Below are 13628 nucleotides of genomic sequence, written 5' to 3'. Positions count from 1 at the left end.
GGGGGGGGGGGGGGGGGGGGGGGGCGGGGCGCCGGGGGGGGGGGGGGGGGGCCCGGGGGGGGGCGCCGGGGGGGGGCCCCCCCGGGGGGGGGGGGGGGCCCCGGGGGCCCCCCCCCCCCTCCGCCCGTGGGGTCAGGAGGTGCCCATGCTGTCCGCCGGTTCGGGGGCGTCCTTCGCGGACTGTGCCGCGCGCCGCGAGGTGCTGCCCGAGGCGACGGGTTCCTTCTCCACCGGGTCGGTGTCGAGCTCCGCGAGCATCGTCCGGGAGAAGCCCCAGAAGTACGTCACCGCGCAGGCGACCGCGACCGACACCAGCCAGGCACCGGTGTAGATGAGCGCCGCCGGGCCGATGCCCTTGCTGCCGTCGAGCAGCGGAACCAGCACCAGACCGGCCGGGCCGATGGCGGTGGATCCGGTGGTGACGCCCAGCTGGGAGAAGAGTCCGACCAGACCGCCGCCGACCGCGGCGCCGACACCCGCCGTGATGAAGGGGCGGACCAGGGGGAGCGTCACTCCGTAGATCACCGGCTCGCTGACACCCAGCACACAGGTCGGCAGGGCGGACTTGATGGTCCGGCGCAGCGAGGCGTTGCGGCGGGCCCGGAAGTAGACCGCGAGCGCGGCACCGGCCTGGCCGCCGCCCGCCATGGCGAGGATCGGGTAGAGCGCGCTGTAGCCCTGCTGCTCGATGAGGGTGGTGTGGATCGGGATGAGCGCCTGGTGCAGGCCCAGCATGACCAGCGAGGAGAACAGTCCGCCGAGCACGACGCCCGCGCCCGCTCCGGCGTGGCCGAGCAGCCAGGTCGCGCCGTCGCCGATGCCGCCCGCGACGACACCGGCCAGCGGCATCAGGAACATCAGGGCGACCAGCCCGGAGAGCGCCACCGCGAGGGTCGGCACCAGCAGGACCTGGAGTGCGTCGGGCACCCAGCGGCGGACCCACCGTTCCAGCCAGGCGCAGAGCACGGCCGCGCCGAGCGCGCCGAGCACACCGCCCTGGGAGGGCTTGAGCTCACCGAACAGGGTGTGGGTGATGTTGACGACGCCGGGATAGACCACGATCGCGGCGACCGCGCCGCCGAGCACCGGGGTGCCGCCGAACTCCTTGGCCGCGTTGTAGCCGACGAACACGGCGATCAGCGACATGAAGCCCTGGGCGAGCGCGGTGGTGGTGGGCACGATGCCCGCCAGTGCGGTCGAACCGGTCGACAGGGCGAGGGAGTTGATGACCCCGCCGACGCCCGCGATGACACCGCAGGCGATCAGGGCCGGGATCAGCGGGACGAAGATGTTCGCGATCTTCCGGATGAACAGCTTGCCCTTGGTCGCGTTGCGTTCCTTCTGCGCGGCCTTCAGGGCCGCGCCCCGGGCGGCCAGCGCCTCGGCGTCGCCCCCGGAGCCGTCCTCGCCGCCGTCGGCCGGCGGTTCGGCCGCCGTCGCGGCGCGGGCCTGCTCGACCTGCCGGGAGAAGGCCTCCGCGACCTGGTTGACGGCCGCCGGGCCGAGGACGATCTGGTACGTGTCGTCCTCGACCACACCCATCACCGCGGGGTGGTCCTTGATGGACTGGCTCCGTACCCGGCCGGGGTCGGCGATGCCCAGGCGCAGCCGGCTGATGCAGTTGGCGACGGAGGTGACGTTCGAGGCGCCCCCGACCAGGTCGAGGAGTTCTCCGGCGGTGGTGGTGTGTTTGTCCATGGTGGTGCTGCCGTTCCGTGCGTCGTTGGGGGAAGGCGGGGTGCTTGTCGGGTGGGGGAGGCGGGGGCTGTCCGGGTGGGGCCGGTGTGCGGGGTCAGGCCGGTCAGGCGGCGCCGGGGGTCTGCGGGGCGGGGAGCGCCTGACGCAGGTGCCCGGCGTGCTCGGACAGCAGCCGGGCGGCGGAGGGGGCGTCGACCCCGGCGAGCAGCATGAGGATCGCGTTCTTGACCTCGCCGTCGGCGGCGGTGAGCGCGGCCTCGATGGCGGCTTCGTCCGCACCGGTCGCCAGGGCGACGATCCGGCGAGAGCGGGCGCGCAGCTTGTCGTTGGAGGCCCGCACGTCGACCATCAGGTTTCCGTAGGTCTTGCCCAGCTTGATCATCACCACCGTGGAGAGGGTGTTGAGCACCAGCTTCTGCGCGGTGCCCGCCTTGAGCCGGGTGGAGCCGGTGAGGAACTCCGGGCCCACCACGAGGTCCAGCGCGAGGTCGGCCGCCCGGCCGATCTCGGACTCCGCGTTGCAGGAGAGCCCGATCGTCAGGGCGCCCGCCGCGCGGGCGTACCGCACGGCGCCCAGAGCGAACGGGGTGCGCCCCGAGGCGGAGATGCCGACCACCGTGTCCCGCGGTGTCAACGCCAGCTCGCGCAAGGCCGCCAGGGCGCCGTCGGCGTCGTCCTCCGCCCCCTCGACCGCGCCGAGCATGGCGTCGAGTCCGCCCGCTATCACTCCGACGACCTGGCCGGGGGCGGTGTTGAAGGTGGGCGGACACTCGGCGGAGTCCAGCACGCCCATGCGGCCCGCCGTCCCCGCGCCGACGTGGATCAGCCGGCCGCCGCGCCGCATCCGCTCCGCCACCGCGTCGGCGGCCCGCGCCAGCTGCGGGGCGGCGGCCTCCAGCGCGGCCGGAACCTTCGCGTCCTCGGCGTTCATCAGCCGGACGAGGTCCTCGGTGGGCAGCGTGTCGATCTCGGCCAGTTCGGGGCGGTGGGCCTCGGTGGACAGTGAGTCCAGTTGCGAACGGAGTTCCTGGAGGGGGGCGGTGCCTGTCATGACGTTCTCTCTTGCTGCGGGGTGGGGGCGGACGAGGTGAGGGGGCGGGGTGGGTTGCCGGGGCGGGTGGTCGGGGCGGCCCGTGGGGGAGGGGCCCTTGTCAGCGGCCGTTGGGTGCGGTCGCCTGGTGGCGCGGCAGCACCGCCTGGTACGAGGCGGCCAGCCCGCGCTGCGCGGAGGTGTGGTAGGTGCGCTGGGCGGCGCCGGTGAACAGGCAGTCCACGATGAGGAGTTGACTCGTACGACTGCTCATCGACGCGGACCGCAGATCGCTGCCCTGGGCCGCCGCCGCGGTGGCCAGCACGTGATCGGCGTAGTGGGCGACGGGCGAGCGGGGGTGGCTGGTGATGGCCAGCGCGGTCGCCCCGTTGTCGGCCGCGGTGCGCAGCGGGTCGACGACGTCCAGGGTGGTTCCCGAGTGCGAGATCCCGACGGCCACGTCGGCCGGGTTCAGGTGCACCGCGCTGGCCATCGCGCGGTGGGCGTCGGCGTGCGCGTGCGCCACCAGGCCGATCCGCATCAGCTTGGCCGCCAGGTCCTCGGCGACCGACCCCGAGGAGCCGATGCCGTACACGTCGATCCGGCGGGCGGAGCACAGGGCGGTGATCGCCGCGTCCAGCTGGGTGAGGTCCAGCTGGGCGGCCGTGTCGGCGAGCACCTGCCGCTCCTCCGCGGCCAGCTTGGCGACCATGGTCTCCAGCGGATCCGTCAGGGCCACCCCGCCCACGGTGTCGGCGGCCGGGCCCTGCGCGTGGGTGGCCACCTCCACCAGGGCGCGGCGCAGGTCGCGGTAGCCCGAGTAGCCGAGCAGCCGGGCGGTGCGCACCACGGTGGTCTCGCTGGTGCCGGTGTGCTCGGCGAGATCGGTGACGGTCATGCGCGAGCACGCCTCCGGGTCGGCGAGCAGACTCCGGGCCACCACCTGCTGCTGGGCCGACATGCCGGCCAGCAGCGTGCGGACCTTGGCGGGCAGGGGATGACCCGCGGGGGCGGTAGTTTCTACCGGATTGGTGTTCACACAGTGAAAGTTACCACCGTGCCGGGGCCGTGTGGGGGGACCTAGGGGCCGCCGAGCAGGGGCTTAGGTCACTTCCCGCGCGACGGGAGCGCTGCCGCCCACCCCGGCCGGCCGCTCCCGCGCGCGGTCCCGAGGCGCGGCGGCAGCCCTCGACCGCCGCGCCCGAGAGGGAACTTCGGCCTTCAAGCGCCGCGCCCGGGAGGGGCCTCGGCGGTGCGCGGGCCGGGCCGGGGAGCGCCGTTCCAGGAGGCCCACAGGGACGCGTAGGGGCCGTCCGCCGTGATCAGCTCGTCATGCGTGCCCAGCTCGACGATCCGGCCCTCGGCCATGACGGCGATCCGGTCGGCGTCGTGCGCGGTCTGCAACCGGTGCGCGATGGCGATCACCGTACGGTCGGCCCGCACGGCGGCCATGGCGCGCTCCGCGTGCCGCGCCGTCGTGGGATCCAGCAGCGCCGTCGCCTCGTCCAGGATCAACGTGTGCGGATCGGCCAGCTGCACCCGGGCCAGGGTGAGCTGCTGGGCCTGCGCGGCGTCCAGCCGTACGCCACCGGCCCCGAGCCGGGTGTCCAGGCCGTCCGCCAGCTCCCGCGCCCAGCCCGCCTCCACCAGGGCCAGCGCGGACAGCATGGCGGCGTCGTCGGCCTCCGGCGCCGCCATCGCGAGGTTCTCCCGCAGCGTCCCCAGGAACACATGGTGCTCCTGCGTGATCAGGATGATGCGGTTGCCCAGCGTGCCCGCGGCGGCCAGGGCCGCGACCGGGACACCGCCCACCGTGATCGACCCCGTACGCGGCACCCCGACCCCGGACATCAGCTTGCCGAGCGTGGACTTTCCCGCACCCGAGGCGCCCACCACCGCGAGCCGCTCGCCGGGCCGCACGGTCAGATCGACGCCGTCCAGCACGTCGTGCGTGCCCGAGTAGGCGTAGCGCACCCCGGAGACCTCGATCAGGTCGTCGGCCGGGCGGCCACCGTCGGGCACGGCCTCCTCGGTGACCAGGCCCACGCCCTTGATCCGGGCGAACGACGCACCGCTGCTCTGGAGCTGTTCCATCCAGGCGAGCGCCCGGTCGAGCGGGTCGACCAGCTGCCACATGTACAGACCGCCCGCCACCACCACGCCCAGCTCGACCACGCCGTCCAGGTAGGCGAAGCCGCCCACCAGCAGCACCAGCGCCAAGGGCAGCGTGTGCGCGAACCCGGTGACGGGGAAGAGCACGGTCCGCAGGAACAGGGTGTGCCGGCCCGCGCGGTACCGCGCGTCGATGGCCCGGTCCGTGTGCCGTACGCGGCTCCCGCCCAGCCCGAACGCCTCGACGGTACGGGCGCCCTGCGCCGTCGCGTTCAGCGCCTCGGTGACCTCGGCCCCGGCCGCGCCCTCCGCGAGATACGCGTCCCTGGCCCTGGCGAGGTACCAGCGGCCGGCCCACCAGACCAGCGGCATCCCGGCCAGCGCGCACAGCCCCAGCAGGGGATGCAGCACGCACACCGCGACCAGGATGAACAGCACCTGCACCGCCGCGAGGAACACGTCCGGCGCGGCGTTGCGCAGCGTCGAGGCCACGGTGGCCACGTCCACGGACGAGCGGGTCACCAGATCGCCGGTGCCCACCCGCTCGACCACGCGCGCGGGCAGGGCGAGGGTGCCCTCGACGACCTCCTCGCGCAGCCGGGCCAGGGCGCGCTCGCCGAAGCGGTGCGAGTGGTAGCGGGCGTACCGGGTCAGCACCAGCTGGGCGAGTGCGAAGCCGAGGACGCCCAGCGCCAGCTGGTCGATCCGGGAGGTGGTGACCCCGCCCCGCTCCACCTCCGTGACGATCTTCCCCAGCAGCCAGGGGCTCGCGAGCCCGGTCAGCGAGGCGAGGCAGGTCAGCAGCACGATCCGGACCATCGCGCCCCGGTCGTCCCGGAGCAGCCGCCACGCGGCCCGGCGTGCGGTCGGCCCGTCGGCGACCGGCAGCACGGACGCCTCGTACGCGTCGTTCATCGGCCGGTTCCTTCCCGGGGGACCTGGGGGAGGGGAAGCGGGCGGGCGCCCGGTGGGTCCTGGGCAAGCGGCGGACCGCCCTCCGCGGCCGGGGCGGCGCCGGTCTCCTCGGCCGTGGTCTCCTCGGTGCTCCGGAAGACCAGCGCCCGGTAGTCGGGGCGGCCCGCCAGCAGCTCCGCGTGCGTGCCCACCGCCACGACCCGCCCCGCCACCAGGAAGGACACCTGGTCCGCCCGGTCCAGCAGCAGCGGCGACGTACTGACCAGGAGGGTGGTGCGTCCCGCGCGGGCGGTGTCGAGCCGCGCGGCGACGGTGGCCTCGGTGTGCGCGTCCAGTGCCGAGGTCGGCTCGACCAGCAGCAGCACCTCAGGGTCGGCGAGCAGCGCGCGGACGAGCCGCAGCCGCTGCCGCTGGCCCCCGGAGACGTTGGCGCCCCGGTCGTCCAGCCGGGAGTCCAGCCCGTCGGGCAGCTTCTCCACGATGTCCTCGGCCACGGCGGTGCGTACCGCCCGTGCGATCAGCGCGTCGTCGTGCGCCCCCACGGAGACGGCGTCGCGGACCGTCCCGCCGAAGAGGTACGTGTCGTTGTCGGCCACCAGGACCCGGCGCCGCACCTCGGCCAGCTCCATGCCGCCCAGCGGAACGCCGCCCCAGGTCACCCCGGACTCCGTGTACCGGCCGAGCCGGTCCACCACGGCACGCGACTCCGCGAACCGGGCGCCGACCAGGGCCGACGTCAGGCCCGCGGGCAGCTCAAGACCGGATTCCGGGTCGTGCAGTCCGGCGGGACCGGCCGGCCCGGGGTCCGGCGCCGCCCGGTCCTCGACGTCGGGCCGCAACGCCAGCACGGCGGTCACCCGCCGTGCCGAGACGAGCCCGCGCGGCAGGTCGTCGGCGCCTTCGACGAAGAAGGACACCGGGGCCAGGAGCGCGGCGACGTACCCGTAGACGGCCACCAGTTCACCGACCGTGATGGCGCCGGTGGCAGCCATCCGCGCGGCGATCCAGGTGACCGCGGCGAGGAAGACCACCAGCAGGCAGGCGCCCAGCGACTGCACCCAGCTGGTCAGCGCGGCGACCCGGTAGCCGTCGTGCAGCAGTGCCCGGGAGCGCTCCCGGTAGCGGGCCGCGAACGCCGCCTTGCCCCCGATGCCGTTGAGCACGCCCAGCCCGGTGACCAGGTCCACGGCCTGCGCGGTGAGGTCCCCCTGCTTCTCCCGGTACGTCCCCTCCGCGCCGTGCAGCTTCCCCAGCAGCGGGCCGAGGACCACGGCCAGCAGCGGAACTCCCAGCAGCACCACGAGCGCCAGCAGGGCGGAGATGCGGAAGAGCAGTACGGCGGTCGCGGTGTAGGCGATCACCGCGCCCACACCGGGCCCCGTGATGGTGAGGGTCTGGGCGATCCGGCCCACGTCGCCGGCCTGCAGATGGGCCAGCTCGCCGGCCGACACCTTGCCCGGCAGGGCCGACCCCAGCCGGGTGATCTGCCGGACGACGACCTGCACGGTGCGGTACGCCGCGTCGATCCGGACGAGCGTCATCGTGCGGTGGCGCAGGATGCCGAGCACGGCCACCACCGCGCCGACCACGAGGATCAGCGAGACCCACAGGACCAGCTGCCCGGTGTCCCGCGCCCGGAGCCCGCTGTCGATCGCCCGGGACATCAGGTACGGCGGCAGCATGAGGGCGCACATCCACGAGCTGCCCCACAGGGCGCCGAGGAGGACCCGCCCGCGCTGCATCCCGACCAGCCACCACAGGTACCGCGCCGGACCCCGGAAGTCCGGCGTCCCCGGATCGGCATGGGGCACCCGGCCCGCCGAGGCGTACCACTCCGGTCCTTCGGCCATGCCCATGCTCCCGTCCCTGATCCGGCTACGTCACCGACAGCACCCCTCGATCAGATCATGCCCCTGAGCTGGGCCCCGTCAGGGGTGCCCGGTCACGCGGGTGCCGGGTGCCGGGGCGAGGTGGCGTGGGAGGGGGCAGCGCGTGCCGCGGGTACGAGGGGGCACGGGCACGAGGCGGGGGCCGCACGGGTACGTACGGGCACGGCGGAGCGGCGTCACGGTCCCCGCCCCCTCAACCGCCGCCCCCTATAGGTCAGTTGCCGAACTCCCGTACCCCCTGGGCGTATTAGGGAATTCGTCATCACGTCCCCCACCGGGGCATCATGGGCGGAATCGAACCTTCCGCACTTCTCAGTCGCAGTGCGACGAAGAGCTTACGGTCCGTCAACTCGCGGGTAGCATCGCTCGAAGATCGGCTTCCGCCCCCCTGCGGAGGCCGACCGGAATCGTCCCCCACCCGAGGATCTCGATGACATCCATACCCGAGGCACTGCTCTGGTGCCTCAGCGCAGGTACGGCCGCCGCCGTTGTTCTGGCGGTGGTCGTGGTCCGCGCCCGGATGCACAGCGCCGAACTCCGCAAGCGTCTTGGCACGTCCGAGGCGCAGAACACCGCCTCGCTGCACAGCAACACCGAACTGACGGCCCGTCTGCGGGCCGTGGAAGCCGAGATCCAGCACCTCGCCGACGCGCGGCTCCCCGATCTCACGCTCGCGATCGCCCACCCCCACATGGCGGTTCGCGGCCTGCTCGACGGCCGGTTCGCCGGCACCACCACGGACCGCGCGCTCGGCGCCGTACTGGAGCGGACCGGCGCGGCCGTCACCAAGGAGCGCGAGCGCGTCGACGCCGCCGCCCAGTCCACCCTGCGCGGTGCGACCACCACCATCCAGGCGCTGCTCTACCAGCTCCAGACCTCGCTCCAGGAGATGCAGCACCGCTACGACGACCCGCACATCGCCCAGGACCTGCTCGCCGCCGACTTCCTCAACGAGCAGGCGCTGCGCCGCATCCAGGCCACCGGCGTGGTCTGCGGCGCCTGGCCCGGCCTGACCCGGGAGGACTCCTACCTCGCCGAACTCGTCGTCGGCGCCTCCTCCCGGCTGCGCGGCTACGAGCGGGTCCAGATCAGCAACCAGCTGCGCGACCCGGTCGCCGTGGTCGCCAGGGCCGTCGAACCCGTCGCCATCACGGTCACCGAACTGCTGGCCAACGCCCTGCACCACTCGCACCACGGGCTGCCCGTCGCCGTCACCCTCCAGCAGGGCAACCGCGGCGCCTCGGTCATCATCGACGACTACGGCGTCGGCATGCACCCCGACGAACTCCAGCGCGCCAAGGAGCTGCTGTCGGGCGACGACCAGCTGCTGTTCACCCAGCTCGGCGACCCGCCCCGGTCCGGATTCGCCGCGGCGGGCCAGCTCGTACGGCAGTACGGCTTCGGCGTGCACGTCGAGCCCTCCCCGTACGGCGGCGTGCGCGCCGTCGTGTACATCCCGGGCGACCCCCTCCTGACCGTCCTCGACGAGAGCAGTCAGCCCATGTCCGTCATGGCACCGCTGCCCCACCAACCGGCCGCCCCGGACAGCGGGCACACCCCGCTGCCGACCCGTACGGCGCCGCTCGGCGCGGGCACCCCCGCCGCCACGGCCGCCCCCGCCGAGGCACCGCGGCACGCCGCGCCCGCCGAGGGCGAACTGCCCCGCCGCAGCCGCCGCCGGCCCGCCTCCGAGACCCGGCAGAGCGCGCCGCGCACCGAGCCCGCCCCCGCGCGGACCCCGGAGGAGAACGCCTCCCGCTGGGCCGCTCTCCAGCAGGGCACCGAATCAGGACGGGCCGCCGCCAGGCCCCAGCCCCCTCGTAGTCCCGAAGGGAACGCACATTCATGAACAGCCCCGCACGCCGCCGTGTCACCGAGGACAAGTCCTGGGTGCTGGCCCCGCTCCTGGAGCTGCCGCACGTCACCCACGCCGCCGTGATCTCCGGTGACGGCTTCATCGAGGGCGCCTCGCCGGGCCTCACCCGCGAGGCCGCCGAAGGCGTCGCCGCCATGATGTCCGCGCTCCAGGGCGCCGGGCGCGCGGTGACCGCCGCGTTCGCCGAACAGGACGACGCCACGCTGCGCCAGACCGTCATCGAGTCCGAGGAGGGCTGGGTCTTCGCGATCCCCGCCGGGCAGAACACCTGCCTCGCCGTGTTCGCCGCCCCCGAGGTCAACATGGGGGTCGTCGCCCACCACATGCAGGTCCAGGTCACCACCCTCGGCACGAAGGTGATGAACAGCCCGGCCCGGGACCTCGGCAGCCCGGCATGACCCCGCGCCAGAGCAACAGGCGACTCGTACCGGCCTACTTGGCGACCGGCGGACGGGCCACGCCCAGCCGCAACACATTGGACAGGCTCTCGCTGCTGCGCAGTGCGGACATGCCGATCACCAGTGAAGTACGCCCGGAGGAGCACCGGATCCTGGAGCTCCTCCAGCCCGGGGCGTTGTCTCTGGCCGAGGTGGCGGCCCACCTGGGGCTGCCCGTCAGCGTGGCCAAGGTCCTGGTGGCCGACCTCGTCGACGCCGGGCGGCTGTACGCCCGTGTCCCCATCCCCGTAGCCGAGCAATTCGACCGGCAGATCCTGGAGAGGGTTCTCGATGGACTCCGCTCTCTCAAGTCCTAACACCGGCAGCATGTACCTTTCGAGCGCCGACCAGACCCTGGTCAAGCTCCTCGTCGCGGGACCGTTCGGCGTCGGCAAGACCACGCTGATCCGGACGCTCTCCGAAACGCCGCCGCTGCACACCGAAGAGGTCATGACGCAGTCCGGCGCGATCGTCGACGACCTCGCCGGCGTCCGGAACAAGACCACCACCACCGTCGCCATCGACTTCGGGCGGCTCACGCTCCCGGGCGACCTGGTGCTCTACCTGTTCGGCACGCCCGGCCAGAAGCGGTTCAGACCGCTGTGGCAGGACATCGCGCGCGGCGCCCTCGGCGCCCTCGTCCTCGCCGACACCCGCCGCCTGGCCGACTCCTTCGAGGTGATGGACATCATCGAGGAGGCCGGGCTGCGGTACGCCGTCGCCGTCAACACCTTCCCCGACGCGCCGCACTACGACGCCGAGAAGCTGCGCGACGCACTCGACCTGCACCCCGACACCCCCCTCGTGATGTGCGACGCCCGGGACCAGAACCAGTCCGTCGACGCGCTCATATCCCTCGTCGGGCACGTACTGGCCCACACGCCCCAGGAGACTCCTTGACCTCCCCGCACCACCCAGGTGCCGCACCGCCCCCGGGCTGCCCCGCCCACGCCTCGGGCACCCACCCGCTGGACGGCGCCGGCCGCGACACGCTCGTACGGCTCTACGACCCGGAGTTCGCCGCCGACCCGCACCGCTACTACGCGCACCTGCGCCAGTACGGGGCCCTCGCGCCCGTGGAGATCGCCCCCGACGTGACGGCCATGCTCGTCACCGACTACCGCGCCGCGCTGGAACTGCTGAACGACGACACCACCTGGTCCAAGGACTCCCGCGCCTGGATGCAGACGGTGCCGCCCGACTCGGCGGTCATCCCGATGCTGGGCTGGCGGGCCAACGCCCTGTTCAACGACGGCGAGGTGCACCGCCGCTACCGGCAGGTGATCACCGACAGCTTCCGGCTGGTCGAACCGCACGAACTGCGCGCCCGGGTGCGGCACGCGGCGGACACCCTCATCCAGGGCTTCGGCGCGACGGGCCGGGCCGACCTCGTCGCCCAGTACGCGCAGCTGCTGCCGATGCTGATGTTCAACAACCTCTTCGGCATGCCGGACTCCTACGGCCAGCAACTCATCGCCGCCGTGGGCGGGCTGATGGACGGCGCCTCGCCGGAGGAGGCCAACAGCGCCAACGCCGCTTTCGAGGCGTACATCATGGAGATGGTCGCCACCAAGAAGGCGCGGCGCGGCCCCGACGTCACCTCCTGGTTCATGGACCACCCCAACGGGCTGTCCGACGAGGAACTCATCCAGCAGATCGTGCTGACGATGGCCGCGGGCAACGAGCCCCTCGGCAACCTCATCGGCAACGCGCTCTCCCGGATGCTCTCCGACGACCGCTACTACAGCACCCTCTCCGGCGGCGCCCTCACCGCGCGCGACGCCATCGAGGAAGTCCTGTGGAACGACCCGCCGATGGCGAACTACTCCGCGCACTACCCCCGCCGCGACGTGTTCTTCCACGGCACCTGGGTCAGGGCCGGACAGCTCGTCCTGGTGTCGTACGCCGCCGCCAACACCCAGGCGGGAGCGGTCTCCCACGAACAGGCCCGGTCGGGCGGCGGCGCGCACCTCTCCTGGTCGGCCGGACCGCACGGGTGCCCCGTGCAGCGGCACGCCATGGTGATCGCCACCACCGCGATCGAACGGCTCACCGCCTGGCTCTCCGACATCGAACTCGAAACCCCCGACCAGCCGTTGCAGTGGCGGCCCGGCGGTTTCCAGCGGGCGCTCGCGGCCCTTCCGGCCCGTTTCACCCCCATCACCCCCAACCAGGCAGGAGCCACCCCATGGGACAGCAGCCCGTCGCGATCGACCCGGCAGGAACAGACGTCCACGGAGAAGCAGCCCGCCTCCGCGAGCTAGGCGCCGCCACGCTCGTCCAGCTCCCGGACGGCCCCGAGGCCTGGGCCATCACCCGGCACGCCCTGCTCAAGGAACTCCTGACCGACCCCCGGGTCTCCAAGGACGCCCGGCAGCACTGGCCCGCCTGGCAGCGCGGCGAGTACCAGGACACCTGGCTGGCCACCTGGGTCGGCGTGAACAACATGTTCACGGCGTACGGCAGCGACCACCGGCGGCTGCGCAAGCTGATCGCCCCCGCCTTCACGGCCCGCCGCACGGACGCGATGCTGCCCTCCGTCGAGCGCATCACCGCCGACCTCCTCGACCGCCTGGGCGAGGTGCCCGCAGGCGCCGAGGTCGACCTGCGCGCGCACTTCTCGCACCCGCTGCCGATGCAGGTCATCTGCGAGCTCTTCGGCATCCCCGAGGGCGACACCCGCAGCGAACTGGCCCGGATGTCGGAGATCATCATGACCTCCGTCGACCCGGAGGAGGCCGGTGCCACCTACGTGGCCATCCAGGAACTCCTGAAGGGCCTGGCCGCCCTCAAGCGCCGGGAGCCCGCCGAGGACCTGACCAGCGTCCTGGTCTCCGCGCGGGACGAGGACGGGCAGAAGATGACCGAGCAGGAGCTGATCGACACGCTCCTGCTGGTGCTCGTCGCGGGCCACGAGACCACCGTCAACCTCATAGGCAACGCGGTGCACGCCCTGCTCACCCACCCCGAGCAGCTGACCGCGGTGCTCGCGGGCGAGGTGGCCTGGAACGACGTCATCGAGGAGACCCTGCGCTGGGCGCCCAGCGTCACCAACCTGCCGCTGCGGTACGCCGTCGAGGACATCGAGATCCCCGGCGGGCCCACCATCCGCCAGGGCGAGGCGATCCTCGCGTCCTTCGCGGCGACCGGCCGCGACCCGCACCAGCACGGCGACACGGCGGCCGAGTTCGACGTACGGCGCCCCAGCCCCGAGCACCTCAGCTTCGGGCACGGCATCCACCACTGCATCGGCTCCCCGCTGGCCCGCATGGAGGCCAGAATCGCCCTCCCGGCGCTCTTCGCCCGCTTCCCCGACGTGCGCCTCGCGGTGCCCGCGCAGGAGCTGGAACCGGCGGGCGGCTTCATCGTCGGCGGCCTGCGGGCCCTGCCGGTACGGCTCACCAAGGCGGACTGACCCCGCCGGCCGGACCGCCCCGGCAGCGCGCCCCTTCCCGTACCCCGGGGAGGGGCGCGTGCGTTTCCCCGAGGTGCGGGGCTTGCGTATCCCCGGGGCAGGGGTGCGCGCGTTTCCCCCGCCCGCACGGCCGCCCACAAGCGGCCGAAAGCCGCCTATCTCCCCTTCTGTGACAACTCTGGAACATTCCCCGCGTGCACCAGGGGGCAGGCATCGTGGGGACCACGGTTCCGCCGGAGCGCGCCCGTCCCGCTCG

11 protein-coding genes are annotated in these 13628 nt (G+C 73.5%); 6 read left to right on the top strand and 5 right to left on the bottom strand.

Going from position 1 to position 13628, the window contains the following annotated elements:
- Nucleotides 1-132: 132 nt before the first annotated feature.
- The 5 genes from ACFYVL_RS33945 to ACFYVL_RS33925 all read right to left on the bottom strand — a co-directional run bounded on the left by ACFYVL_RS33945 (nt 133) and on the right by ACFYVL_RS33925 (nt 7605).
- Nucleotides 133-1698: a PTS transporter subunit EIIC gene (locus tag ACFYVL_RS33945; RefSeq protein WP_389251813.1), complete on the bottom strand. Its 1566-nt coding sequence runs from the start codon at nt 1696-1698 to the stop codon at nt 133-135.
- Between the two features lie 103 nt (nt 1699-1801).
- Nucleotides 1802-2749 carry an N-acetylmuramic acid 6-phosphate etherase gene (gene murQ / locus ACFYVL_RS33940; protein ID WP_389251811.1) on the bottom strand — a complete coding sequence of 316 codons (948 nt, stop codon included), beginning with the start codon at nt 2747-2749 and terminating at the stop codon, nt 1802-1804.
- Between the two features lie 100 nt (nt 2750-2849).
- Nucleotides 2850-3767 (bottom strand): MurR/RpiR family transcriptional regulator, encoded by a 918-nt coding sequence (locus tag ACFYVL_RS33935; RefSeq protein WP_389251809.1) that lies wholly within the window; start codon nt 3765-3767, stop codon nt 2850-2852.
- 182 nt (nt 3768-3949) lie between these two features.
- The gene (locus tag ACFYVL_RS33930; RefSeq protein ID WP_389251807.1) at nt 3950-5755 is read right to left on the bottom strand and encodes an ABC transporter ATP-binding protein; all 1806 of its coding nucleotides are present in this window, start codon (nt 5753-5755) and stop codon (nt 3950-3952) included.
- Nucleotides 5752-7605, bottom strand: a complete 1854-nt coding sequence (locus ACFYVL_RS33925) for an ABC transporter ATP-binding protein (RefSeq protein ID WP_389251805.1) — start codon at nt 7603-7605, stop codon at nt 5752-5754. The genes ACFYVL_RS33930 and ACFYVL_RS33925 overlap by 4 nt, the downstream gene beginning before the upstream one ends.
- Before the next feature lie 469 nt (nt 7606-8074).
- Here ACFYVL_RS33925 and ACFYVL_RS33920 point away from each other — a divergent pair, with 469 nt between their 5' ends.
- From ACFYVL_RS33920 to ACFYVL_RS33895, 6 genes are read left to right on the top strand one after another with little or no spacing between them, the layout of a single operon-like run.
- Nucleotides 8075-9493 carry an ATP-binding protein gene (locus ACFYVL_RS33920; protein WP_389251803.1) on the top strand — a complete coding sequence of 473 codons (1419 nt, stop codon included), beginning with the start codon at nt 8075-8077 and terminating at the stop codon, nt 9491-9493.
- A complete protein-coding gene (locus ACFYVL_RS33915; RefSeq protein WP_389251801.1) occupies nt 9490-9918 on the top strand; it encodes a roadblock/LC7 domain-containing protein in 429 nt (142 codons plus the stop codon). The genes ACFYVL_RS33920 and ACFYVL_RS33915 overlap by 4 nt, the downstream gene beginning before the upstream one ends.
- Complete coding sequence (locus tag ACFYVL_RS33910) at nt 9915-10274, top strand: DUF742 domain-containing protein (protein WP_389251799.1); 360 nt, start codon at nt 9915-9917, stop codon at nt 10272-10274. Before ACFYVL_RS33915 ends, ACFYVL_RS33910 begins: the two co-directional genes overlap by 4 nt.
- Before the next feature lie 10 nt (nt 10275-10284).
- Nucleotides 10285-10857, top strand: a complete 573-nt coding sequence (locus ACFYVL_RS33905; protein WP_389251797.1) for an ATP/GTP-binding protein — start codon at nt 10285-10287, stop codon at nt 10855-10857.
- Nucleotides 10854-12221 (top strand): cytochrome P450, encoded by a 1368-nt coding sequence (locus ACFYVL_RS33900; protein WP_389251795.1) that lies wholly within the window; start codon nt 10854-10856, stop codon nt 12219-12221. The genes ACFYVL_RS33905 and ACFYVL_RS33900 overlap by 4 nt, the downstream gene beginning before the upstream one ends.
- A complete protein-coding gene (locus ACFYVL_RS33895; protein ID WP_389251793.1) occupies nt 12146-13372 on the top strand; it encodes a cytochrome P450 in 1227 nt (408 codons plus the stop codon). The genes ACFYVL_RS33900 and ACFYVL_RS33895 overlap by 76 nt, the downstream gene beginning before the upstream one ends.
- The last annotated feature ends 256 nt before the right edge of the window (nt 13373-13628 follow it).

The organism is Streptomyces sp. NPDC004111 (genome assembly GCF_042874215.1).
Classification (GTDB): domain Bacteria; phylum Actinomycetota; class Actinomycetes; order Streptomycetales; family Streptomycetaceae; genus Streptomyces.
This window is presented reverse-complemented; position numbering and strand designations above follow the sequence as displayed.